General features: G+C 34.4%; 25 protein-coding genes. 8 read left to right on the forward strand and 17 right to left on the reverse strand.

Features of this window, described 5'->3' with window-relative positions; all coding sequences use genetic code 11:
• Positions 1-97: 97 nt before the first annotated feature.
• The 9 genes from murG to AAYQ19_RS16760 form a co-directional block, all read right to left on the reverse strand.
• Complete coding sequence (murG, locus tag AAYQ19_RS16720) at positions 98-1186, reverse strand: undecaprenyldiphospho-muramoylpentapeptide beta-N-acetylglucosaminyltransferase (RefSeq protein ID WP_343537793.1); 1089 nt, start codon at positions 1184-1186, stop codon at positions 98-100.
• Positions 1187-1231: 45 nt separating this feature from the next.
• Positions 1232-2542 (reverse strand): FtsW/RodA/SpoVE family cell cycle protein, encoded by a 1311-nt coding sequence (locus tag AAYQ19_RS16725; protein WP_343537794.1) that lies wholly within the window; start codon positions 2540-2542, stop codon positions 1232-1234.
• Positions 2543-2618: 76 nt separating this feature from the next.
• A complete protein-coding gene (gene murD / locus AAYQ19_RS16730; protein WP_343537795.1) occupies positions 2619-3950 on the reverse strand; it encodes a UDP-N-acetylmuramoyl-L-alanine--D-glutamate ligase in 1332 nt (443 codons plus the stop codon).
• Positions 3951-5183 (reverse strand): phospho-N-acetylmuramoyl-pentapeptide-transferase, encoded by a 1233-nt coding sequence (gene mraY, locus AAYQ19_RS16735; RefSeq protein WP_343537796.1) that lies wholly within the window; start codon positions 5181-5183, stop codon positions 3951-3953.
• Positions 5184-5260: 77 nt separating this feature from the next.
• Positions 5261-6724: a UDP-N-acetylmuramoyl-L-alanyl-D-glutamate--2,6-diaminopimelate ligase gene (locus AAYQ19_RS16740; RefSeq protein WP_343537797.1), complete on the reverse strand. Its 1464-nt coding sequence runs from the start codon at positions 6722-6724 to the stop codon at positions 5261-5263.
• A complete protein-coding gene (locus AAYQ19_RS16745) occupies positions 6721-8730 on the reverse strand; it encodes a PASTA domain-containing penicillin-binding protein (protein WP_343537798.1) in 2010 nt (669 codons plus the stop codon). Before AAYQ19_RS16745 ends, AAYQ19_RS16740 begins: the two co-directional genes overlap by 4 nt.
• Entirely contained in the window at positions 8721-9068 is a 348-nt protein-coding gene (locus tag AAYQ19_RS16750; RefSeq protein ID WP_035651754.1) for an FtsL-like putative cell division protein, read from the reverse strand. Before AAYQ19_RS16750 ends, AAYQ19_RS16745 begins: the two co-directional genes overlap by 10 nt.
• Before the next feature lie 15 nt (positions 9069-9083).
• Positions 9084-9992, reverse strand: a complete 909-nt coding sequence (gene rsmH / locus AAYQ19_RS16755; protein ID WP_343537800.1) for a 16S rRNA (cytosine(1402)-N(4))-methyltransferase RsmH — start codon at positions 9990-9992, stop codon at positions 9084-9086.
• On the reverse strand, positions 9967-10440 hold the full coding sequence (locus AAYQ19_RS16760) for a division/cell wall cluster transcriptional repressor MraZ (RefSeq protein WP_026730580.1): 474 nt from the start codon (positions 10438-10440) through the stop codon (positions 9967-9969). The genes rsmH and AAYQ19_RS16760 overlap by 26 nt, the downstream gene beginning before the upstream one ends.
• 378 nt (positions 10441-10818) lie before the next feature.
• Here AAYQ19_RS16760 and AAYQ19_RS16765 point away from each other — a divergent pair, with 378 nt between their 5' ends.
• The 3 genes from AAYQ19_RS16765 (at position 10819) to AAYQ19_RS16775 (ending at position 13017) form a co-directional block, all read left to right on the forward strand.
• Positions 10819-11583: an alpha/beta fold hydrolase gene (locus AAYQ19_RS16765; RefSeq protein WP_132989404.1), complete on the forward strand. Its 765-nt coding sequence runs from the start codon at positions 10819-10821 to the stop codon at positions 11581-11583.
• A 45-nt stretch (positions 11584-11628) separates the two neighbouring features.
• A complete protein-coding gene (yihA, locus tag AAYQ19_RS16770; RefSeq protein WP_343537801.1) occupies positions 11629-12249 on the forward strand; it encodes a ribosome biogenesis GTP-binding protein YihA/YsxC in 621 nt (206 codons plus the stop codon).
• 210 nt (positions 12250-12459) lie between these two features.
• Positions 12460-13017 carry a hypothetical protein gene (locus AAYQ19_RS16775; protein ID WP_343537803.1) on the forward strand — a complete coding sequence of 186 codons (558 nt, stop codon included), beginning with the start codon at positions 12460-12462 and terminating at the stop codon, positions 13015-13017.
• A 252-nt stretch (positions 13018-13269) separates the two neighbouring features.
• Here the strand turns inward: AAYQ19_RS16775 and gldC are convergent, their stop codons facing one another.
• Positions 13270-13605, reverse strand: a complete 336-nt coding sequence (gldC, locus tag AAYQ19_RS16780; protein ID WP_343537805.1) for a gliding motility protein GldC — start codon at positions 13603-13605, stop codon at positions 13270-13272.
• A complete protein-coding gene (gene gldB / locus AAYQ19_RS16785) occupies positions 13605-14561 on the reverse strand; it encodes a gliding motility lipoprotein GldB (protein WP_343537806.1) in 957 nt (318 codons plus the stop codon). The genes gldC and gldB overlap by 1 nt, the downstream gene beginning before the upstream one ends.
• A gap of 99 nt (positions 14562-14660) precedes the next feature.
• Here gldB and nadE point away from each other — a divergent pair, with 99 nt between their 5' ends.
• Entirely contained in the window at positions 14661-15476 is an 816-nt protein-coding gene (gene nadE, locus AAYQ19_RS16790) for an NAD(+) synthase (RefSeq protein ID WP_343537807.1), read from the forward strand.
• Positions 15477-15560: 84 nt separating this feature from the next.
• Positions 15561-16190, forward strand: a complete 630-nt coding sequence (locus AAYQ19_RS16795) for a response regulator transcription factor (RefSeq protein ID WP_026730588.1) — start codon at positions 15561-15563, stop codon at positions 16188-16190.
• Between the two features lie 78 nt (positions 16191-16268).
• Here AAYQ19_RS16795 and dnaG read toward each other — a convergent pair whose 3' ends face one another.
• The 4 genes from dnaG to AAYQ19_RS16815 all read right to left on the reverse strand — a co-directional run bounded on the left by dnaG (position 16269) and on the right by AAYQ19_RS16815 (position 20860).
• Positions 16269-18335, reverse strand: coding sequence for a DNA primase (dnaG, locus tag AAYQ19_RS16800; RefSeq protein WP_343537808.1), 2067 nt, complete (start codon positions 18333-18335; stop codon positions 16269-16271).
• A gap of 129 nt (positions 18336-18464) precedes the next feature.
• Positions 18465-19514 (reverse strand): coiled-coil domain-containing protein, encoded by a 1050-nt coding sequence (locus AAYQ19_RS16805; RefSeq protein WP_343537809.1) that lies wholly within the window; start codon positions 19512-19514, stop codon positions 18465-18467.
• 67 nt (positions 19515-19581) lie between these two features.
• The gene (locus tag AAYQ19_RS16810) at positions 19582-20313 is read right to left on the reverse strand and encodes a hypothetical protein (RefSeq protein ID WP_343537810.1); all 732 of its coding nucleotides are present in this window, start codon (positions 20311-20313) and stop codon (positions 19582-19584) included.
• Positions 20300-20860 carry an RNA polymerase sigma factor gene (locus AAYQ19_RS16815; RefSeq protein ID WP_343537811.1) on the reverse strand — a complete coding sequence of 187 codons (561 nt, stop codon included), beginning with the start codon at positions 20858-20860 and terminating at the stop codon, positions 20300-20302. The genes AAYQ19_RS16810 and AAYQ19_RS16815 overlap by 14 nt, the downstream gene beginning before the upstream one ends.
• 304 nt (positions 20861-21164) lie before the next feature.
• Here AAYQ19_RS16815 and AAYQ19_RS16820 point away from each other — a divergent pair, with 304 nt between their 5' ends.
• Entirely contained in the window at positions 21165-21677 is a 513-nt protein-coding gene (locus AAYQ19_RS16820; RefSeq protein WP_343537812.1) for a hypothetical protein, read from the forward strand.
• 112 nt (positions 21678-21789) lie between these two features.
• Here the strand turns inward: AAYQ19_RS16820 and AAYQ19_RS16825 are convergent, their stop codons facing one another.
• Positions 21790-22767, reverse strand: a complete 978-nt coding sequence (locus AAYQ19_RS16825) for a polyprenyl synthetase family protein (RefSeq protein WP_343537813.1) — start codon at positions 22765-22767, stop codon at positions 21790-21792.
• Between the two features lie 161 nt (positions 22768-22928).
• On the opposite strand from AAYQ19_RS16825, the gene AAYQ19_RS16830 reads away from it, so the two are divergent.
• Positions 22929-23792, forward strand: coding sequence for a hypothetical protein (locus AAYQ19_RS16830; protein ID WP_343537814.1), 864 nt, complete (start codon positions 22929-22931; stop codon positions 23790-23792).
• A gap of 80 nt (positions 23793-23872) precedes the next feature.
• Here the strand turns inward: AAYQ19_RS16830 and rlmN are convergent, their stop codons facing one another.
• Positions 23873-24916, reverse strand: coding sequence for a dual-specificity RNA methyltransferase RlmN (rlmN, locus tag AAYQ19_RS16835; RefSeq protein WP_343537816.1), 1044 nt, complete (start codon positions 24914-24916; stop codon positions 23873-23875).
• Positions 24917-25158: 242 nt separating this feature from the next.
• On the opposite strand from rlmN, the gene AAYQ19_RS16840 reads away from it, so the two are divergent.
• On the forward strand, positions 25159-25752 hold the full coding sequence (locus AAYQ19_RS16840) for a YceI family protein (RefSeq protein WP_343537818.1): 594 nt from the start codon (positions 25159-25161) through the stop codon (positions 25750-25752).
• The last annotated feature ends 48 nt before the right edge of the window (positions 25753-25800 follow it).

Here is a 25800-nt window from a genome sequence, read left to right on the forward strand (position 1 = left end):
TTTTTTGCTTTAGGCAGTACGCTTTAGGCTTAAAGCTGACTACTGCGGTTTTTTTTCAAAACAATAAGCTTAAAGCTTATTGCTTACGGCTTACAGCCTATTTAATTAACTTCACAATCTCAGCCACAATATCTTGTGTTGCCTTCGGTTTTGCAAGTTTTTTAATGTTATCACTCAACTGTTTTTGTTTTCCTTCATCTTTCAGTAACGCTTCAAAAACAATACTGAATTCCCCATCCAATTCAGATTCCCTCAACAAAATTGCACCTTTCGCATCTACAATTGCTTGAGCATTTTTTGTTTGATGATCTTCGGCCACATTTGGCGACGGAATAAATATTACTGGTTTTCCAACAATACATAATTCTGATACTGATGACGCGCCAGCTCTTGAAATAATCACATCGGCTGCGGCGTAAACAAAATCCATTCTTTCAATGAAATCAACAACTCGTACGTTTTGCTGATTGTATTTTTTATAATCTTCAAAATATAATTTTCCACATTGCCATATAATCTGAACATCTTGTGAAAGAAAATTTTGCAGTTCTTTTTCAATTAACTGATTGATTCTTCTTGCTCCTAAACTTCCGCCTAAAACCAACAATGTTTTTTTGTTTGGATCTAAACTGTAAAACGCAATTGCTTCGTCGCGTTTGCTGTTGATATCGATTAAATCCTGACGCACTGGATTTCCCGTCAAAACAATTTTATCTGCCGGAAAAAAACGCTCCAAATTATCATAAGCAACACAAATAGCATTTGCTTTTTTGCTCAACAATTTATTTGTTATTCCCGGAAAAGAATTCTGTTCCTGTATAACAGTTGGAATCCCCGCCGATCCTGCCGCTTGTAATAATGGTCCGCTAGCAAATCCGCCGGTTCCGATCACTACATTTGGCTTGAATTTTTTAATGATTCTTCTTGACTCTAATAAGCTTGTTGCCAATTTTAGAGGAAACATCATATTTTGCAAAGTCAATTTGCGTTGTAATCCCGCAATCCAAAGACCTTTTATTTCATAACCAGCCTGAGGCACTTTTTGCATCTCCATTTTGTCTTTGGCTCCAACAAAAAGAAATTCGGCATCAGGGAATTGTAATTTTAATTCATTTGCAATCGCAATTGCAGGATAAATATGACCTCCTGTTCCTCCTCCGCTAAGTATGAATTTATACTTTGTCATCGTTCTAAAAATTACAACTTTTTAAAAAATTCTTATATTTTAATCTTATCTATTTAAAACCGCATTCATTGGATTTCTTGAATTATCTTCAATAGAATACATTGGTTCTTCTTCATAAACTTCATCTGCTGGCAAATCTTCTTCAGACAATTCTTTATCGATTAATCTTTGAAGTGCTTCTTTTCTTCTTGCCTTCTCTTCTTTTTCTTCAGCAATTTCTTCCTCTTTCCTTGTAACGCTGATGATAATTCCAAGCCCTAAACACGTCATCCAAATCGAACTACCTCCTGAACTTATCAATGGTAATGTCTGTCCTGTAACTGGCAATAATTCTACTGCAACTGCCATGTTAATCATCGCTTGAAATATCATCGGGAAACCGAGACCAACGACGACAAGTTTTCCAAACAGTGTATTGGCTTTATGTGATGCGATTACAAATCGGAACAAAAGCAACAAATACAAAATCACGATTGCAACCCCACCAACTAATCCGTACTCTTCAACAATAATGGCATAAATAAAATCGGAAGAAGATTGTGGCAGGAAGTTTTTCTGAACACTTTTCCCAGGCCCTAATCCGCCAAGTCTTCCCGATGCAATTGCAATTTTTGCTTTCTCGATTTGATAATCATCTTCATCAGGCTTATCCGTGGTAAAGTTCATGATACGGCTTTCCCAAGTCGAAACCCTGCTAAAGAATCGTGAATCTGGAAAAGCTTTTGCTACCAAAAGGAAAAATGCCAACATCGCAACTCCCGAACCAATAATAATTCCAATATGCTTTAAGGGATATTTCCCAATGAACGTCAACATCAAAACCATTGCAAAAATCAACGCTGTAGTCGAAAAGTTCGCTGGCAAAATCAATACCAATGTTATAAAAACCGGAATCCAAAGCTGAATAAATGACACCTGAAAAGGCTCATTTTCTTCTTTAGTTTTTGATAAATATCGGGCAACGAAAATAAACAGCACGATAGCCGCCAAAGTCGAAGTCTGAAACGTAATTCCGATGAAAGGAACCTGTATCCAACGACTCGCATTTGCTCCGGCAATAACCGTTCCTTTCAACAATGTGTAAAGCAACAAAATCCAAACTACTGGCAAAGCAATTTTAGAAATAGCTCTAAAATAGTGATATGGAACTCTGTGAACCCAATAAATAATCAAGAAACCAATACAAACGTGCGCTAAATGTTTTACCAAATAACCCAGCGTATTTCCTGTTCCGTGACCAATGTATGCTAAATTACTACTCGCACTAAAAACAGGCATAAACGAAAACAGCGCTAATAAAGCCACGAATGACCATATTACTCTATCTCCTTTTAATTTGTTGACTAATTCCTTCATGTTTTTAGTTTCAAGTTTTTCTTGTTTCACGTTTCAAGTTCCACCTAAACGTGAAACTTGAAACTTAAAACTATTTTTACAAGTTGTGAACCGCTTGTTTAAATTGCTTTCCTCTGTCTTCGTAGTTTTCGAATAAATCGAAACTTGCACAAGCTGGAGACAATAAAACAGCGTCACCTTTTTCTGTTAATCTTTGAGCAGTTTTTACTGCGTCGTTCATATTGTTAACCTCAACCATAATGTCAACAACGTTTCCGAAAGCTTCGATAATTTTTCTGTTATCGATTCCTAAACAAATAATTGCTTTTACTTTCTCACGAACTAATGACATTAATTCGTTGTAATCATTTCCTTTGTCAACTCCACCTACGATCCAAACTGTTGGAACATTCATACTGTCTAAAGCAAAGAAAGTAGCGTTTACATTTGTTGCTTTTGAATCGTTGATATATTGTACATTCTGAATTTTTAATACTTTTTCTAAACGGTGTTCAACACCTTGGAAATTAGATAGACTTTCACGAATTGTTGCATTTCTAATCTGCATCAATTTTGCTACAGAGCTTGCTGCCATTGCATTTTTCATATTATGTTTTCCTTCTAACGCAATGTGTTCTGTATCCATTGTAAACTCTTCTTGGTTGATCTTTATTTCCATTTTGTTGTTATTTATAGAAGCTCCTTCTTCAAGATTTTTAGTCAATGAGAAAGGAATTAATTTCGCTTTTGTTGTATTGTTTCTTAACCATTCTGTACTCGCTTCATCATCGGCATCATAAATCAGATAATCGCTTTCTGTCTGATTCATTGTTATTCTGAACTTCGAATTGATATAATTTTCATATTTGTATTCATATCGATCCAAATGATCTGGGCTGATATTTGTAATTATGGCAATATCTGGCCTGTAATCTATGATTCCATCCAACTGAAAACTGCTTAATTCAAGAACGTATGCATCAAACTTATTTTCGGCAACTTGCCAAGCAAAGCTTTTTCCAATATTTCCTCCCAATCCTACATTCAATCCTGCTGATTTCAATAAGTGGTACGTCAACATTGTTGTGGTCGTTTTACCATTACTTCCCGTAATTCCAACAGTAAGCGCTTCTGTATATGGCTTAGCAAATTCAATTTCCGAAATCACTTTTATTCCCGCTGCAATCAGCTTTTTTACGATTGGCGATTTCTCTGGAATTCCAGGGCTTTTCATTACTACATCGGCATTCAGAATTAAATCTTCCGTATGCTGTTCTTCTTCCCAAGCAATTTTATTAATGATAAGAACTTCTTTATAACTCTCTTTTATCTTTCCAAAATCAGATACAAAAACGTCGTATCCTTTTTTCTTCCCAAGGATCGCAGTACCTACACCGCTTTCTCCTCCTCCTAAAACCACCAATCTCATTTATCTCAACTTTAAAGTAACAATTGACAAAATGGCTAACATGATGGCAACAACCCAGAATCTGGTCACAATTTTACTTTCGTGATATCCTTTCTTCTGATAGTGATGATGAAGAGGTGACATCAAGAAAATTCTGCGTCCTTCACCGTATCTCTTTTTAGTAAATTTGAAATAACTCACTTGTAAAACCACTGAGAAATTCTCCACTAAAAAGATTCCGCATAATAATGGAATCAATAATTCTTTTCGAACGGCAATTGCTAAAACTGCGATGATTCCTCCAATTGTCAAACTTCCCGTATCTCCCATAAAAACAGATGCTGGATAAGAATTGTACCAAAGAAATCCAATCAAAGCCCCAACAAAAGCAGATATGAAAACGGTCATTTCTCCCGAATTTGGGATATACATAATGTTCAAATAATTAGAGAAAATAATATTTCCCGAAACGAACGTAAATATCCCGAGTGCGAGCACCGATATCGCAGAGGTCCCTGCCGCGAGACCATCGATTCCGTCTGTCAAATTAGCTCCGTTAGAAACGGCTGTGATGATAAAAATTACAACTGGAATAAAAATCAACCAAGCCCATTTTTCATATCCATCACCTGTCCAAGCTAATAATTCAGCATAATCAAATTCATTGTTTTTTACAAAAGGAATTGTAGTTGCTGTTGATTTCTCTTCAACAGGCGCAGGCAAAACAACAGTTGTACTTTGTGATGTTTTAAAAACATCCGTTCTTCCTGTATCCGTTCTCACGGTTACTGCAGGATTAAAATACAAAACTGTACCTACGATAACCCCTAAACCAACTTGTCCAATTACTTTAAAAATACCTTTTAAACCTTCTTTATCTTTTTTGAATATCTTGATATAATCGTCAATAAAACCAATTGTCCCCATCCAAAGTGTAGTAACAATAAGCAATACGATATAAATATTATGCAAACGTGCAAACAACAAAACAGGGACAAGAGTTGCAAAAATGATAATCAATCCTCCCATCGTTGGAGTTCCTGCTTTTTCATTTTGCCCTTGAAGACCAAGCTCACGAACCGTTTCACCTACTTGTTGACGACGTAAAAAGTTGATTACTCTTTTCCCGTAAATCGTAGACAAAAGCAACGAAAGCATTAAAGCTAAAGCTGATCTGAAAGTGATATACTGAAACACTCCAGTTCCTGGTATATCTAATGTTTTGTCAAAATATTCAAATAAGTAGTATAGCATATTTTCTATTTTTTAATTCCAATTTTGAAACTCCAAATTCCAATCGTTCTGGTGGTATTTGAACTTAAAAGTGATTATTATTTTCCTAATTGTTCTAAAATTTCCTTTACAGTTTCCATATCATCAAAATGATGGCGAACACCGTTTATCTCTTGATATGTCTCGTGTCCTTTTCCTGCAATAAGAATAATATCATTTGGCTGCGCCAATTGACAAGCGGTTTTTATCGCTTGTTTTCTGTCCGTAATTCTTAGAATCTTTTTATAATTCTGCCCCTCAACTCCTGCTTCCATTTCATCTAAAATCACTTCCGGATCTTCGTTTCTTGGATTATCAGAAGTCAAAATTGCTTTATCGCTCAATTCTGAAGCGCTTTTTGCCATCACTGGCCTTTTTGTTTTATCTCTATTTCCGCCACAACCTACAACAGTAATTAACTGCTCATTTTTTGTGCAAATATCATTTATCGTTTTCAAAACATTCTCAAGCGCGTCTGGCGTGTGAGCATAGTCCACAACCGCAGTGATCTTTTCATTAGAAACAATATATTGAAAACGACCCGAAACACTTTCTAAATCAGACAGTAATCGTAACGCTTCTAGACTATCAATTCCTAATTCTACAGCCGTCCCATAAATAGCTAAAACATTGTATGCGTTGAAAGTACCGATTAGCTTTACCCAAACTTCATTATCATTGATTTTTAACAACAAACCTGATAATTGGCTTTCTAAAATCTGTGCTCTATAATCTGCGTAAGATTTCAAAGCGTAAGTCAGTTTTTTTGCAACAGTATTTTGAAGCATTACAGATCCGTTTTTATCATCAATATTTGATAAAACAAACGCTGATTTTGGAAGCGAATCAAAAAATGATTTTTTCACATCTCTATATTCAGCAAAAGTTGGATGATAATCTAAGTGATCGTGCGAAAGATTCGTAAAAATTCCGCCAACAAAATGCAAAGCTTCAGTACGTTTTTGATGAATTCCGTGTGAACTCACTTCCATAAAACAATGCGTCACTCCCGCTTCAATCATTTCATTTAAATAATGATTGATTGTAATTGAATCTGGCGTTGTATGAGTTGCAGGATATTCTGTTTCATCAACCATAATTTTTACAGTTGAAAGCAAACCAACTTTAAAACCTGCTTTTTTGAACAATTGAAACAATAAAGAAGCAATTGTTGTTTTTCCGTTTGTCCCCGTTACTCCAACTAATTTTAATTTTGCAGATGGATCTTCAAAATAATTAGCTGCCATAAAAGCCAACGCTGTATTAGTATCTTTTACCTGAATATAAGTCACATCATTTGCAATATTCGATGGAAACGTATCGCAAATAATTGCTTTTGCTCCAAGCTGAATTGCTTTTTCGATGTAATCATGCCCATCAGAAAGCGAACCGCGAATTGCCACGAAAATATCATTCGTTTCAACTTTGCGCGAATCAAATTCAATTTTTGCAATAGCAACATCTGTTGAACCTTTTACAGATTCAATAGCTACTTTATATAATATGTCTTTTAATACTTTCACGATAATTCTAATACAATTGTTGCGTTCTTGCTAATATTTTGACCCGCTTGAATCGATTGATTCTTCACTTTCCCAATTCCATTTACTTTTACTTTCAAACCTAAATTTTCCAGCAAAGCAATTGCATCCATTCCCGGCATTCCTTTCAAATTCGGAATTACATTTGTTTTTGTATTGGATTCTTTTTCAAACTTGGCATAACTAATTTCCTGTTTTGGAATTTTAGAATCCAACTGTTTTATTTTATTTGTTGAAGGCGCATCAGTAAATATTTTTTGGGCAATTCTTTTGAAAACTGGCCCTGCAACGTCTGCTCCGTAATAATTATTTTTGGCTGTATTTGGTTTATGAACCACTACAATACAAGAATATTTTGGATGGTCTGCTGGAAAATATCCAACGAAAGATGACGCATAATACAATGCCGATTTCCCTTCTTTTCCACCATAATTCATCTGAGCAGTTCCTGTTTTTCCTGCCATTGAAAAATCTTTCGAATACAATTTAGAAGCCGTTCCTTTTTTAACCACATTTAACAAAACAGCTTTTAATTTTTTGATAGTTTCTTGCGAACAAACCTTCGGATTAATTACTTCTGTATCAAACTTTTTAATTGTTTTGTTCCATTCTTTGATTTCTGATACAAATTGTGGCCTTACCATTACGCCATTATTTGCAACTGAATTATAAAATGCCAATGTCTGCATTGGCGTAACTGCGACCGAATATCCAAAAGCCATCCATGGAAGCGAAATTCCTGACCAACTCTTGTCTCCAGGATGCGGAATAATTGGTCTTCCTTCTCCTTTAAAATGCAATCCTAAAGGTTTATCCAAACCAAAATTCCTGATATGATCTACAAATTTTGACGGATTGCTTTTATAATTATCATAAACCGCCTGAACCATTACTGTATTGGATGAAAGTTCAAATCCTCGCGCTAGTGAAACTTTGCCGTAACCACCATGATGCGAATCATTAACTGGACGACCGTAGTATCTAACTTGACCTCCGTGGCTGTCGTAAACCGTACTTGTATCCGCTACCTTATCTTCCAAAATTGCCATTAAATCAACCAATTTAAAAGTCGATCCCGGCTCATGAGATTCTGCTACAGCGTAGTTAGTCGTTTCAGTATACGTTCCATCTTCACCTCTACCCAAATTTGAAATCGCTTTTACATAACCAGTTTCCGTTTCCATTACGACAACGCAACCGTGATCTGCCTCATAATCTTCAAGCTGTTTCAACAAAGCATGGTGCGCAATATCTTGAATAAATACGTCAATTGTTGAAATCACGTCGTAACCATCAACAGGATCTATTTCGTTTACATCACGAATAGGTTTCCATTGCCCTTTTGCAATTTTTTGTTTTAAAATTCTTCCGTCTTTTCCGTTCAAATAACTTTTAAAAGCCCACTCAATTCCTTTTCCAACTTCAATTCCCGTTGCAGGATCGATTCGGTCGTAACCAATAGTTCTTTCGGCAATTTTTCCAATTGGATGCTTTCTAACAGTTTCTTGCTCAATTATGATTCCGCCTTTAAAAGCGCCTAAATTGAATAATGGAAAACCTTTAATTTTCACATATTCAGTATAACTCAGCTTTCTCGCAATTAAATAATAACGATTTTTATTTGCTCTGGCTCTTCTTAATTCTTGTTCGTAATAACCTGCTGGTCGATCCAAAACAGTTGCCAATGAATCTGACAATTGTTTTACATACTTTTCAAACGTTTCTGTTTTTGGCGCTTTTGCATCAAAACGAATCTCATAATTCGGGATTGATGTTGCCAACAAACTTCCATCAGCAGAATAAATATTTCCTTTGTTTGCCGGAATCACAAAATTTCTAACCGTTCGCTGTTTCGCCAATTGCCTGTAATGATCACCTTGAACCCATTGAATATTAGTCAATTTAACAACAATAGCAATTGCCATCAAAAAGATGAAAACTGCTACGAGGTAAATTCTGTAGGATATATGTTTATCGTCTACTGCCATATTCTTTTAAAGAAACTTTTTTCTTCTTCTTTTTTAACTTCTATTTTTATTGGAGGAACCGTTGATGGAAAAATCTGTTTTTCAAGCATTTTATCCGATATCGTTGATTCCATTTTTAATTTCATCAATTCTGAACGTCGATCCACAAATTCTGATCTCAATTCTTTTACTTCATTATTCAGTTTTGCTATTTCAAAAACCTTTTGTTCGTATCGCTGTGTATTTGCAATCATCAAAATGGCCAACAAAATGATGAAAACAATGAAACGCCAGTTTTTAATTGCGTCGTCATTGATCAAGAATCTTGCTTTTAATATGCCAAATACTCCACTTTTCATTTCTACCTATATATATTATATCTTTTCAGCAATTCTCAATTTTGCGCTTCTCGCTCTATTATTGATTTTGATTTCAGCATCATCTGGAACAATCAGTTTTCCGACAGTTTTAAACGGAACTGAAAAATTTCCGTAAAAATCACGTTCTGGCTCTCCTTCAAACATTCCGTTTTTGATGAATCTTTTTACCAATCTGTCTTCTAAAGAATGATAAGAGATTACCGAAAGCCTTCCACCAGGATTCAAAATTTCTAATGATTGCTCAATAAATTCTTTTAGAACGTCCATCTCTTGATTCACCTCAATTCTGATTGCTTGATAAATCTGAGCCAATACTTTATTTCTCACTTTCTCAGGCAGATATTTTTTCAAGATATCCTTCAACTCGTCTGTTGTTTTGATTGGGTAATCTCTTCTAGCTTCAACGATTGTTCTGGCTAAAGCTGGTGCGTTTTTCAACTCCCCATAATCAAAAAAAACACGACGTAAATCCTGTTCTTCATATTCGTTAACCACCCGATAAGCACTCAAATCATTTTTTTGACTCATCCGCATATCAAGCTCGGCATCAAATCTTGTTGAAAAACCTCTCTCAGGAACATCAAACTGATGTGATGAAACCCCTAAGTCTGCCAAGATTCCATCAACTCCTCTTACACCATGAAAACGCAAGAACCTTTTTATAAATCTGAAATTCTCATTAATTAAAGTAAACCTTTCATCTGGCAATGCATTTGCAAGTGCATCTTCATCTTGATCAAAAGCAAACAGTTTTCCATTTGGCCCCAAGCGTCTCAAAATTTCTTTTGAATGTCCGCCACCACCAAAGGTCACATCTACATATACACCATCTGGCTTAATATTTAAACCATCAACTGTTGGATGAAGCAAAACCGGATTATGATATTCCATTGTCGTCGTCATTAATATTTCCCATTACCTCCTCGGCTAAATCAGCAAAATCCATATCTTCGCCGCTTATTGATTTTTCGTATAAATCTTTATCCCAAATTTCCACAATATTAACCGCAGAAGAAAAAACAACATCTTTAGAAATACTTGAAAAAGCAACCAGATCTTTCGGCACCAGCAATCTTCCTAATGCATCAATCTCTACCATTTTAACTCCAGCAGTAAATCTTCGAATGAAATCATTGTTTTTTTTCACAAAGCGATTAAGCTTGTTGATTTTTTGCATCATCAAATTCCATTCTTCCATTGGATACAATTCTAAACACGGCTGAAAAACGGAGCGTTTCAAAACGAAACCGTCTTGAAGTGATGAAGCCAATTGCTTTTTCAAAGGTGCAGGCATCATAAGCCTTCCTTTAGCATCAACTTTACACTCGTATGTCCCAACAATTGTGTTCAAAAAAAATCAATTAAGATGTTATAGGACAAAAATATAAAAAATATTACCACATTTTACCACAATATACCACTTTGTTAATAAGTTTAACCACTTTTCTACCACCTTTACTAAGCAATAGAAAATCAATAGTTTAACTTATTATTAGCGTTTTCTTAATAACGCTAATCATTCAAAAAAATTAAGCACTATTTTTCTTAAAAAAATGATTTTTATATCGATTTCTTAACATTTGGCATTTCCCCAAAAAACCACCCTAAAAGCTGATTTTTAGCCATTTATAAATTCTACATAAATTATCTAGTTAAAAAACGGCAGCAAAAATTCATTTTTATTTATTTAACCCTATATTTGTCGAAATTGAAATTGGCATTAGATTAAATGGATAAACACTACAAAAAAGAAGGCAAATACAGCTATTTTGAAGCTGGAGAAGGAACTCCTATCGTAATTTTACACGGGTTAATGGGAGGCCTTAGTAATTTTGATGGTGTAGCGCAATATTTCCCGTCGAAAGGATACAAAGTGGTAATCCCGGATTTGCCAATCTACACGCAGAGTATTTTAAAAACTAACGTAAAAAGTTTTGCCAAATACGTAAAAGATTTTATCGCTTTTAAAGGTTTCGACAAAGTTATTTTACTAGGAAATTCATTGGGAGGACATATCGCATTGTACCACACAAAGCTTTATCCTGAAAAAGTTGCAGGGCTTGTAATTACCGGAAGTTCTGGACTTTACGAAAGCGCAATGGGTGATAGCTATCCAAGAAGAGGCGATTATGAATACATCAAAAAGAAAGCTGAGGATGTATTTTATGATCCCGCAATCGCTACTCCAGAGCTTATCGACGAAGTATATGCTACTGCTAATGACCGAATCAAATTAATCAAGACTTTAACGATTGCCAAAAGCGCAATTCGTCACAATATGGCTAAAGATTTACCAAAAATGACTGTAGAAACCTGCATTATTTGGGGTAAGAACGACTCTGTAACACCTCCAAATGTTGCCGAAGAATTTGATAAATTATTGCCTAATTCAACTTTGTATTGGATTGACAAATGTGGACACGCCGCTATGATGGAACATCCTGATGAATTCAACGAGATTCTTGAAAAATGGCTTACTGAGCAAAAATTATAGCATTCTAACTTTCGATTTTAAGGAGGTTTTAAAAAATAAAAAAACATGAAAATTAATACCGCCGAATTTATTGTCAGTAATTCTGATGCTTCAAAATGCCCGGCTGAATTTCTTCCGGAATACGCTTTTATAGGCCGATCAAATGTTGGTAAATCCTCTTTGATCAATATGATTACCAATAATAAAAACTTAGCAAAAACATCGTCAAGGCCTGGAAAAACGCAATTGATCAATCACTTCAAAATCAACAACAATTGGTTTTTAGTCGATTTGCCAGGTTATGGATATGCAAAAGTTTCTAAAAAAACGAAATCTGTTTTTCAGCAATTCATCACTGATTATTTTGAAAACAGAGAACAGCTTGTTTGCGCTTTTGTATTAATTGACATTCGCCATGAAGCTCAAAATATCGACATTGAATTCATGTCATATATGGGCGAAAGCGAAATTCCATTTTGCATTATTTTTACCAAAGCAGACAAAATCAGCAGAACAAAAGTTGATTCGCATATCGCGGCTTACAAAAAGCAAATGTATGCAAACAACTGGGCCGAAATGCCTCATTATTTCGTAACCTCATCGACAGAATCAATTGGAAAAGAAGAACTTTTATCTTACATAGACGAAGTAAATCAGGAAGTTTTTAAAAACAACTCGGGATTTTAGAAAATAAATACCGAATTTTAAATTCCAAATTTTAAAATACACAATAAAAAAATCCCAAATTCCAATCGTAATATTGGAATTTGGGATTTTTTTATTGGAATTTCTTTTTCTATTTTTGAATGAATTAACTGATTGTTTATAAAGAAAACAAAATTACTCTTCCTATTATTGCCTTTTGTCCTTTTCTTTTCATGCAATGCGCCTTCGTACATGTTTTTAACCCCTCAGCGAACTGGTGTTGATTTTGCATCAGGAAAATGGCTTTTAAATGAAATAGACTGTCCCAAAAACTCAAAAGATCAATTGACCACTGAATCTATTCAGTTTTTCAAAAAGAATTTGGGTGAACGCCTATCATATATTCACGATGTCAACGGATTACTTGTTCCGAGAAAAATCCCTTTAAATCCGAATAAAACAAGATTAAAAGAACTTAAAGACGGCACCGGATTTGACTTCTTTATTAATATTTCTACAAAAAAGAACAAAAGTGATTTCTCCTCAATTGAATTGTATCAAAGCGAGAGCGAAACAGGAAAAAATGAAGCTTCAGTAATTGTCGAAATCTACGATTTAAACCTTCAACAAATTATTTATTCCCAAAATGTAGTAGGCGTATCAAGAAAATCAGCTGAAGAACCTATGTGGCAAACTGAAAAATCAGACAAACTCATTGACAATATCGCATTTTACAAAAGCGCCAACAAACTAATGACCAAATCTTTAAAAAAAATATTCCAAGATTTGGACAAAAGATCAGTAAAATAGAAAACTTAAAAAATACACAATAAAAAAATTCCAAATTCCAATTTTAAACTTGGTATTTGGAATTTTTCTCTTTTAATCCAACCTCAAATCATTTCGACAAAGGAGACTCATGAGATCATAAACAACAAACCCGACAGGTTTTAGAAACCTGTCGGGTTTAGCTCGAAATCCAAAAATTCCACCAAAGCCGTGGAATTTGGAATTTGGAATTTGGAATTTTTTATTATTGGAATTTTTTATTATTGGAATTTCTTATTTCGTTAACTCCAGTTTCTCTGCAAAGTAATCGCAGAAATCCTTCATCGTGTCAGCCATTTTTTCATCATCAGTTGCGCGTTTGAAAGTATCAGCCATTGCCACTAACGTTTGGTGAAAAAAGATTTTCATTTCGTCCACTGGCATATCTTTAGTCCACAGATCAATACGCATTGATTCTTTGGCTTTGCTGTCCCAAATAGACAACATAATTGCTTTTGCTTCTTCATCTTGCACTCCACCGTCTTGTGCGCTCCAAGACAATCTTTCTGGAACACGGTTTTCGTCTAATTCTATATTGAATTTAATTTCTGATTTTATTGTATTTGACATTATTTCTTAGGTTTATATTTTGACTTCTCGAAAATCTCTTTTGCATTTACTTTTAGCAATTCTTGCAAAGATACATTGTTATTTTTCATATACGAACGCACAATTTGCCATCCAAGCCACGCACCTACTCTTCCTGGAGAATCGTTATCAATCTCTAAATAAAATTTAGAAAACGGTGCTGGCGCAATAAATCGAGTGTTAAGCTTTGGGTCATCACTGTAAAGCATTTCTTTTTCCAGAAAATAACGCCACATATAAGCTTCATTCTCTTCGCACCATTTTATTTGCTCTGGCGTGTAACCAATTTTATCAGCATCTGTATATTCAGGCAAAAGCAAATCTTTAGCATAAAGCTGTTTTCCTTCAAAAATCATCTGCGAAATCAAATTTCTGTCTGGAAAAGCCGGAATATTTCTATACGTGAAACTAGAAACCACATCTGGCATGATTTGTTTTTCTTCAAAATTTTGTTTCAAATAAGCAGGAAACTCATAAAACTTATGTTCTTTTCCTAAATATAATTCCAAAGCCACGATAACTAAACTATCTGCATAAATTGCTTTGGCATTATAATCCATTTCACCAATTACTGTAATTACTTTTGGCGTTTTGGTTTTAGGAAAATAATATTTTACATGCTGAAAAAGCGAATTGAACTCTTCGCGTACTGGCTCAAAATTGGAGTATTTTTTTTGTACCTCAGCATATACTTCACGCCAAATTGGTTCCTGCATTTTTTGAATCCAGACAGCATCGTCATTTCCTGCTGGAAAAAAGTATGGATATTGTTTTTTTAATTTTCCAAGATCTTCTGGCTTAGCCTCAAAAAAGGCTTTATCAAAACGTTCAACTTTAATATCTACTGGAATTTCTTCAACTTGTTTTTCGACTTTGCTTTTTTGTTCACAAGACAAAAAAAACAAAGATAGAAGCACTGCAAAGCGATATAATTTCATTTTATTTTAATTAGATTTGTGTTGCATAAATTTAAATAAATACATACTTAAAAATATTTGTGCAAATATACATCCCTGCATCTTAAAACTTGAACTATTATGGCTAAAAAAAGCACTATTCAAACAGAAAAAGTAAATGCCCACATTGTAGAGTGGCTTAAAAGTTATGCTGAAAGCGCAAAAGTAAGTGGTTTTGTAATTGGAATTTCTGGCGGAGTTGACTCTGCAGTTACTTCAACATTATGCGCGCAGACCAGTTTACAGGTTTTATGTGTTGAAATGCCAATTCACCAAGCTGAAAGCCAAGTTTCAAGAGCAAAAGAACATATTGAACAATTAAAAAACCGATTCCCAAACGTTTCTAGCGTGCAAACTGATCTGACTGCTACTTTCGAAGCTTTTAAAAGTGCAGTCCCAAAAACTGATAACGAAGCCAAAGTCAATCTTGCTTTAGCAAATACTCGTGCTCGTATCAGAATGACATCTTTATATTATTTGGCTGGAATTCACGGACTTTTAGTTGCCGGAACTGGAAATAAAGTTGAAGATTTTGGCGTAGGATTTTATACAAAATACGGAGATGGAGGGGTCGATTTGAGTCCGATTGCCGATTTGATGAAGTCTGATGTATACGCTTTAGGAGAATTTTTGCAAATTCCGCAATCAATTTTAACAGCGGCACCAACAGACGGATTATTTGGCGATAATCGTACCGATGAAGATCAACTTGGAGCAAGTTATGATGAACTAGAATGGGCGATGTTAGCAGCGGAGTCAGGAAAGACGGCACTTGACTTTGATGGAAGAGAAAAAACAGTCTTTGAAATTTATAAACGATTAAACACCAGCAACAAGCATAAAATGGAAGCAATTCCTGTTTGTTTGATTCCAAAAACGTTAAAATCAAAGTTTTAACATTTGTCAGCTATAAACTACAGAATTTATTTATTAATTTTACCGTTCCAAAAACATGATAACAATTCTAAAAAGGTAAAAATTATGATTAAAGTATGTCTAGCAGACAATCATCCTGTGACGCACTTTGGCGTTAAGTCTTATTTCAAAGACCACGATCAAATTTCAATTGTTGCCAACGTAGGCAATTTTTCAATGGTTAGAGACATTCTTCAGACGAAGGAGATCGACATCCTAATTCTAGATCTAGAGTTAGAAGGTCTTTCAAGCATCTTTGAAGTTAAATCTATCTTGAAAAACTTCCCAAAAACAAAAATTGTAATTTTTAGTGACCTCGCTGAACAAATGTATGCTCCAAATGCAATTAAAGCGGGGGTTTCAGGGTATGTACACAAAACAGAAAAACTTGAAACATTAGGTCTTTCTATTATTAAAGTACACGAAGGAAAAATTATTATCAACGAAACAGTTCGCAAAAACATGGCCCTTATTGCTAAACAAAGCAAGAGCGAACGTTTGTACAGAAAACTTTCTAATCGCGAGATTGAAGTTTTACGTTACTTAAGTGACGGTAAGAAAAACAATGAAATTTCTAAAATCTTAAATCTGAACGAAAAAACGATCAGTACTTACAAATTAAGATTATTGACTAAATTAAACGTAACTAATTTAGTTGACTTAGTAAACAAAGCCAAGACTTTAGAAATTATTTAATTTAATGTTGATTTGCTTCGGCAATCATCAGTAATAAAAAAGCTCTGTATTGTTTATCAATATAGAGCTTTTTGATTTTTAGTGGTATGGAACCACTACTCTTCCTAATTTCTTTGAAAAATTATTCAGCAGTTTAGAATAATCTACAACCATAGACAAAACTTCTGAATTGTCATCTTGCGGATCAGTCACCAATGAATTTTTCAAATCGTGAATGATTTTTGAAACCAAAAACCATCGCAATGAAAATATAGTATCGGAAACATTTTGTTCAATAGTTACATTTTTATGTTTCGGAAAAATATTTTGTCCTTCCCAATCGTGAATCACCACTTTTTCATCTTCCATTAAAATATTGGTTACTTCCTGTGCAAACTCTGGTTGCAAATGCATCAAATATTTATCTAAACTGAAAACTTCATTTTGATTGAAAAAATTAATCAAATTTTTGAAAATGTCTTGAAACAGTTGATTCGAAAGTTCGATTTCATCTTCCTGTAAACTCAAATATATTTTTTCAAAAACTCTATATTTTCGTTTTTCCGATACTTCTTTGACATTTCCTTCTTCATCAGCTTTCAAGAAAACATCTTCAAAATCTTCTTCTACACTTCCGTATAGCAACAATATCTCAATAACTTTTCTTTCGAAACCATATAAAATATCGACTTTTTGAGATGGTTCTTCGTACCCCATATCTCCGGGATAATCGTAACCCTCCGGCGGACCCGTCCTTGGATCTTCTGGATCTCCTCCCGAAAAACTTCCCGCATTGGGGTTTTGGTTTCGAACTACCTCAAATGGTTTTTGCTCTTGTTTTTGCTTTTTATTTGCTTCAGCAATATCTTTTTGAATCAGCTGTGCCAATGTACTCACCAAAACCTGCTCCGAAATATCCATAATTCTGGCACATTCCTGAACATATACTTCACGCTGAATACGATCTGGTATTTTAGAAATACTCGCAACCATGTCGCGAATCAAATCGGCTTTCTTGATTGGATCGTTTTTAGCTTCATTCATCAAAATCGAAGCTTTAAACTGTATAAAATCCTTGCTATTGTTTTCTAGATAAGCTACTAATTCATCGTGCGGCGTTTTCCTAGCAAAACTGTCAGGATCTTCTCCATCAGGAAACGCACACACTCGCACATTCATCCCTTCTTCCAAAATCAAATCGATTCCACGAATAGCTGCACGAAGTCCTGCAGCGTCACCGTCAAAAAGCACAGTAATATTTCGAGTAAGACGATTAATCAATCTGATTTGATCTGGCGTTAAAGCAGTTCCCGAAGAAGCTACAACATTCTCAATTCCAGACTGATTGAACTGAATCACATCGGTATAACCTTCAACCAAATAGCAATTGTTTTGCTTAGCTATTGATTGTTTAGCCTGAAAAATTCCGTAGAGAACTTTACTTTTATGGTAAATATCACTTTCTGGTGAATTCAGGTATTTTGCCGCTTTTTTGTCATTGGTTAAAATACGTCCTCCGAAACCTAAAACACGTCCCGACATACTTTCAATTGGGAACATTACACGGCCTTTAAAACGGTCAAATGGACGGTCTTCTCGAGGAATGGTCAAACCTGTACTTTCTAAAAACTCCAGTTTGTAGCCTTTTCCTAATGCTTCTTTTGTCAGTGCATCCCAGGTTTCTGGCGAATATCCTAAACTAAATTTTTTGATGGTTTCATTTGTAAAACCTCTTTCTTTGAAATAAGAAAGCCCAATCGCTTTTCCTTCTTCCGAATTTAAAAGCGTTTTATGAAAATAATCTTTTGCAAATTCCGAAACCAAATACATACTTTCACGAACATCCGTCATTGCTTTTTCTGCATCTGACTGTTCGGTTTCTTCGATTTCAATATTGTATTTTCGAGCCAAATAGCGAATGGCTTCTGGATAAGTAAACTGCGAATGCTCCATTAAGAATTTAACCGAGTTCCCACCTTTTCCTGTACTAAAATCTTTCCATATTCCTTTTGCAGGCGAAACCATGAACGATGGCGAACGCTCATCTGAGAATGGACTCAATCCTTTGAAATTACTTCCTGCACGTTTTAAATTAACAAAATCGCCAATAACCTCCTCTACTCGAGCAGTTTCAAAAACAGCATCAATTGTACTTTGTGAAATCAAAACGTAAATTTATTTTTTAAAGTTGAAAGCCTGTAAAAGTACATAAATCCTGCTTGAAATTTGTTCTTTTAAACTAAAAAAAGTGCCTCTCTCGAAGCACTTTTTCTACTAACTAAACTCAAGTCATACTTAATTCAAATCTAATCTCAATCCCATTGAAATATTGTTTTCCTTAACTAAATTGTCCTGAAACAACGGATTCAAATCGTATTTTACATACAAGCTTAATTCTCTATATCCAATATATGAACTCACGCCATACATGAAATTATTTACATTGTATTCGCCTTTTGCTTTGCTTTTATATTTCAAATCGTCTTCTTCGAATTTCAAAATTTGTTTTGATTTTACGTTTATTCCAGCGTAACCTCCAATTCCAAAACGGAAACTTTTATGTGTTTTGAAATACGTTTTTCCATCTTTTACTGTTGGCCTTGTAAAATCAAATTCCAAATGGACTGGCGCTACCAAATACACATTTCTAAAACGTGATTCTGTTAAATTTACAGCGCTGGTTTCAAGATTTGTCTGGTCGCCGTTTACTACAAAATAACGGTTGTCTGTCGGGCGAATATTATTGTACATTAATGAAAGTCCGTATTTCGCATGAAGCAAATTATCATTTTTCATTAATCTTGAATTATATGTAAATCCCCACTCATAAAAATGCGAACCTATAAAACTGTAATTTGAATCCTGATATTTTCCGTCAACCATCATATTATTCAAACCCATTGCAAAAACAAATTGCGAAGTAGTTCTTTTTTCTCCACGAATAGAATCCTTGCGTTTATTGTGGTTCCAGTCGTTTTTATCCCAGTAAATAACAATCTTGCTTTTTTTTGTAGTATCTTGTTCTTTCAGTTTTCCGTCTACTTTTTGTTGTACCAAATCATTGAGCTCATTTTGTGCCAAAGTCACTTTTTCTTCAATAATTACAGCTCTGGCTTCTGCCAATTCTTTTTTGCGTTTATCCGCTTGTTCTTGTGTAATTTTCCCTTCAGACAATTGCACGTTCACGGCTTCCACTTCTTGTTTTAAGGTTTCTTTTTCTTCTTTAGTAACCTTTTCTATTTTATTGGCAATTTTCTTCGCTTTTGATTCGAAAGTCTCCTGACTGAAAACCTTGCTGACAAATAAAAAGATTAAAATTACGAGATGAATGGTAAAATTTTTCATGATTGATTTTTTAAATTGATTGTGATTGATGATGATTATTTTAATTGATAATTAATAGTTAATTGTTTTATTCTTGTTGATTTCTGTTTGCTAAAGCCACTTTTACACTTTGGTAATTTTTATTGACTTTTGTGATTACTTTTTCTCGAAAGGATTCTTCCAATTCGCCGTCGACTTGATTCAGCAAATCGTTTGCATTGACTTTAATTTTTGCTTTTGGCTTAGCAGAATTTTCAGCTACCACTTTATTTTCTGCCGTTTCTAATAATTGATCTACGCTTTCTTTTTTAGAGGTTTCGGCAACTGCAGTTTGATTGTTGTTTGATTGTTTTTCTTGATTGTTTTTGATGATGATTGAAGACTCCGCTATTTGATTTGATACATTTTTACTGATTTTATCTACTTTCTGATTATTGATTTTTGCTGTTTGATTCAAACTTTCTTTTGATTGATTTTCTGAAACTGCAATTTCAGTTTTTGAAGCGTCTATGTTATTTAAAATTGGTTTTTCAACCGAATCTTTTTGAGCATCTTTTACCACGACTGAATTTGTAGGCGCTTCAACTGCATTTTCTTTTTGGTTAAAAAAGAAAGTTCCAACCAATAAAAATCCAACAACGCTCGCCGCGATGTATAACCATTTTTTACTCGATTTTTTTTCTGATGTCAGTTGGATTGTTTTCTTCTCTTCTGCAACACTCAACATCGCATCTAATCGATCCCAAGCTTTGTTGCTTGGCTCAATTTCACGCTGATTTAGTTTTTCACGGAAATCCTTTTCAAAATTATTCGGTTCCATTATCTTGTTTTTTTAAAATAGTAATTTGTGTTTGCAGCATTTTTCTAGCGTGCGATAATTGCGATTTTGATGTTCCTTCATTAATTCCTAACATCTTGGCAATTTCATTGTGTTTGTATCCTTCGATTGCATATAAATTGAAAACCATTTTATAGCCGTCTGGCAAAGCGTCGATTAAAAACTGAATCTGTTCTACTGTAAATTGACTGTCGATTTCGTTGAAACTTTCTTCTGTAAAAAATTCATCTTCGGCAAACTTTACTTTTTTCTGAACTCTTAAATAAGAAATACATTCATTAACCATTATTCGGCGGATCCAGCCTTCAAAACTTCCTTTGTGCTCAAACTTGTTTAAATTGGTGAACACTTTCATGAAAGCAGTTATCATTACATCTTCCGCAAGCTGAATGTCCTTTATATATTGTCGGCATACGCTTAACATTTTTGAAGAAAACTTGCCATAAATCTGCTGCTGCGCCTGACGATTGTTTTCGACAGCCAGCTTTATGATTTTGGTTTCTTCTTGATGTAACGGAATAATTTTCATTTATAAGCGTTCGGTTTTGGTTTTAGAAACAGACTTCTATTAGCATAGACGATTGTCGATTTGAAATGGTTGCATGGGAGTGAAAAAAAATCCAAAAATTTTCAAATTTTAAATTCCAAGCTGAATCTCTTGGAATTTATTCCATGTAAACTTAAACAAAATTCTTCTCGATATGTGCAAACATGTGCAAGCAAAGCTTAAAAGCGTTATTTCAACAATTATTTAAATTAATATTCATTTACGTACTAAAACTATTATATTTAAGTTCGAAAATTTACCAAAAACAACCCTAAATCTAATTTAAATGAAGAGCTTAAAAGACAAAATTGGAGGAATTATAGTCCTTCTTGTTGCAATTGCATGCTGTAAACAATGTACATCTGAATACATTAAAGGAGGAGATAACAAAGCCATTTCCAATTATGAAAAAATGATTTTTGACAAGTCTACAGCAGAAGCCGAATTATATCCGGAATACAAACAAACTACGGTGAAAATTGCTGGAATACCGGTAAACACTTATAAATTCAGATACCATTTTGAAGTGGAGGGAAACAAATATGAAGGAGAGCATTCTTTTAGCACTGATTTGCCAAAATCAAACATTTTAAAAATTTATTATTTAAAAGATGATCCAAACTTTAACTTGCACAATCCTCAAGCCGAATTAGATTTAGAAAAAGAAAAAAACACCTCAAACAGTAGTTTATATTGGGCAATTGGCTGGGGAGTATTTGCCTTATTAATGCTTTTGGGATTAATTGATGAATTTAAGAAAAAGCCACAACCTGAAACAGAAATCGAACCAGCAGAATAAAATTTGCTTTATTATAAATGAAAACCTCTTTTAAAATTTTAAAAGAGGTTTTTTATTTTATAGTTGGTCAATCATCTAATTGACAAATTTTCTAATTCTCTAATTAAAAAAATTATTTTTTTCTTTCAATAACATAATTCACCATCAAAGTCAAAGCGTCTTTGTATTCCGAATCTTCGAAGTTTTGAAGTAAAGAAAGTGCTTCCTGCTGAAACTCGACCATTTTGTTTTCGGCGTAAGCCAAACCATTATTATTTTTTACAAAGGCAATCACTTCTTTTACGCGTTTTTTGTCTTTGTTATGGTTTTTGATGGAATTGATCAGCCACTTTTTTTCTTGTGGTGTGCAAGTATTCAAAACGTGAATTAAAGGCAAAGTCATTTTTTGCTCTTTAATATCTATTCCGGTAGGTTTTCCGATGGCTTCTTCGCTATAATCGAATAAATCGTCTTTGATTTGAAAAGCCATTCCTATCAATTCACCGAATTTACGCATGTTTTCAACCTGAGCATCATCTTCAATTACAGCTTTCGCGCCAAGCGCACAACACGCTGCGATAAGCGTTGCCGTTTTCTTTCGAATGATTTCGTAATAAACATCTTCAGTAATATCAAGTCTTCGGGCTTTTTCGATTTGAAGCAATTCCCCTTCGCTCATTTCGCGAACGGCTACAGAAATGATTCGGAGTAAATCAAAATCACCATTATCGATGGACAACAACAATCCTTTTGAAAGCAAATAATCTCCAACTAAAACGGCAATTTTGTTTTTCCAAAGTGCATTGATAGAGAAAAATCCGCGACGGCGATTACTGTCGTCGACCACATCATCGTGAACTAAAGTTGCGGTATGAATCAATTCGATTACCGAAGCTCCTCTATAAGTTCTTTCATTTACAGTCCCTCCAGAAACCATTTTTGCCGTCAAGAAGACAAACATTGGGCGCATTTGTTTTCCTTTTCGATTTACGATATAGTATGTAATTCGGTTTAGCAATGCAACCTTTGAAGTCATCGATTCATGGAACTTTTTTTCAAAAAGTTCCATCTCGTTAAAAATGGGCTGTTTTATTTGGGAAGTAATATTCATTTCGATTCCAAATATACTATTTTAAATAAAAAAACGTTATCAATTTTATGTTAGTATATCAACAATTTGTACACTAATATAAATTCACACCAAAAAACACCAAATTTATTTAAAGCCTAATTTGAATTCAATTAATTAAAATCACGTAAAACTAATTTATTATGAAAACAAAAATTTTCTTTATTGGAACATTAGTCGCTTTATCTTTTTTTGCCAGCTGTAACTCTGACGAAAAAACAAATGACGGATCATCATCTTCGGCAATTACAAAAGATGAAATCATCAAAAATTCAAAAATTGATGCCTCAATTGATGATGTAACAAATATTGCCGAAGATCAATTTAGCGCACAACAAAACGTAACTTCAAAACCAAGCGGACCGGTAAAAAATTTCCTTCCGAGTTGTGCTACGATAACAACAGTATTAACTAATAACACCTGGACAAGAACTGTCGATTTTGGCGTAGACGGCTGTACGCTTGAAAACGGAAATACGGTAAAAGGAAAAATGGTTATTTCTTTCTCCAATGATTTTGCCTCATCCACACAAACAATTAGTTATACTTTTGATGGATTTTATCACAATGGAAAAAAACTTCAAGGAAGCAAAAGCATAGTGCGAACTGTAAAAGCAACCGATTTGCTTGCAACTGCACATCCTGTTTTTACAGCAGCAATCGATATGACAATCACTTTTGATGACGGAGGCGTTTATACTCGAAAAGGCACACTGGTTAAAGAACAAGTTGAAGGTTTTGACACTTGGTTCAACTGGGATGACAATGCATATTTAGTAACTGGAAGCGGTACAACTACTTTCCCTAACGGAGATACTTTCTCTGCTGAAATTACAACTCCATTACAATTTAAAGCATCATGCAAAAGATCTGTTCCTGTAAAAGGAGTATTGTCTGTAACCAAAAACGGAGCTACGGCTGTTGTTGATTACGGCGACGGAACATGTGATACACTTGCAACAATTACAAAAGACGGCGTAACAGAAGAAGTTGATTTGAAAAAATAAGAATCCTTTTTGCCCAAAAAAAAGCATTAAAAACAAGATTTCTCGTTTTTAATGCTTTTTTGTTTTTTGAAATATAAAAATTAAGCTTCTTTATTTGCCAATTGTCCACAAGCAGCGTCAATATCTTTTCCGCGGCTGCGTCTTACTTTTACTACTACTCCAATATTTTCCAACGCTTTTATGTAAGCCATAATAGACTCTTCTGAAGCTTGTTGGAATTCTCCATCGTCAATAGGATTGTATTCAATTAAATTGACTTTACAAGGCACATATTTGCAGAATTTGACCAATGCATCAACTGAAGCTTTATCATCGTTTATTCCTTTCCAAACTACATATTCGTATGAGACTTTGCTTTTTGTTTTTCTGTACCAATATTCCAATGCTTCACGCAAATCCTTCAAAGGGAAATTTTTACTGAAGGGCATAATCTTCGCACGCGTTTCATCAATTGCAGAATGCAGGGAAACTGCCAATTTGAATTTCACGTCATCATCGGCCATTTTTTTGATCATTTTCGGAATTCCAGAAGTCGAAACCATAATGCGTTTTGGTGACATTCCTAAACCTTCAGAAGAAGTGACCATATCAATCGCTTTAATGACATTATTGTAATTCATTAAAGGCTCTCCCATTCCCATAAAAACAATATTCGAAAGCGGATGATTGTAATACAAACGGCTTTCTTTATCAATTGCCAAAATCTGATCGTAGATTTCGCCAGGCTCCAGATTTCTCATGCGTTTCAATCTCGCTGTGGCACAAAAATTACAATCTAAACTGCAACCTACTTGGCTAGAAACACAAGCTGTAGTTCTAGTTTCTGTCGGAATCAAAACCGATTCTACCACCAAGCCATCATGCAATCGGACAGCATTTTTAACCGTTCCGTCGCTACTACGCTGCATGGTATCGACCTTGATGTGATTGATTACAAAATTCTCTTCAAGCATAGTGCGCGTTGTTTTGGCAACATTCGTCATGTCTTCAAAACTATGTGCACCTTTGCTCCACAGCCACTCATAAACTTGATTTCCGCGGAAAGCTTTGTCATTATTTGCCACAAAAAAATCACGCAATTGTTCTTTTGATAAGGCTCTTATGTCTTTTTTCTCGATTTGCATGCTGCAAAGTTAAGTTATTTGTTCATTTCTAATGTTATAAACCACCGTACAATCTTTAAAAAACCAATTGATTGCATCATAAAAACAATTATATCGATATGAGAATCCTTTTTATTATATGATTTTAATAAAATCTTAACCATGATTTTTATCAGTTCCTGTGCGATTTGTTCACAATACCTTTGAATCAAGAAAAAGATAGGAATCATAAACTATCTAGTTTAACTAAATACCACATTCAAATGAAAACGATCAAATCAATTTTATTAGCCGTAGTAATTACATTAGCTCTACAAGCAAACGCACAAAAAAGATATTCTCTCACAAAATCAACTTTTGAGGTTGCAGGAACTTCTAATATACATGATTGGGTAATGCGATCTTCAGATGGTACCGGAAGCGCTGTTTTTACTATTACCGATTCAAAACTTGTCGACATTAAAAACCTAACGATTACATTGCCAGCTGAAAGCATAAAAAGCAGCAAAACCAGCATGGATGATGTCGCTTATGAATGTTTAGATACCAAAACACATAAAAACATAAAATATACTTTAAAATCAGCTGAAAAAGTAAATGAAACAACTTGGATTTTCACTGGAACTTATACCATTGCAGGCGTAAATAAAGACTTTAAAACGCAAGTAAGAGCAACAACAAATGACAACGACACTTTTGTACTGCAAGGCACAAACAAAATGACTTTTACTGATTTTGAAATGACGCCTCCATCAGCAGCTCTTGGAGTAGTGCGCGCTGGCAAGGAAATAACTGTTCTTTTCAATATTACCCTAACTGATTTTGCACGAAATGAAAATGTTTTGGTAATCAAATAAATACAAAGTGATTTGAAAAAAAATACTTAAAAAAATCATAAAGTAAAT

The sequence above is a fragment of the Flavobacterium mesophilum genome, assembly GCF_039581405.1.
Lineage (GTDB): Bacteria > Bacteroidota > Bacteroidia > Flavobacteriales > Flavobacteriaceae > Flavobacterium.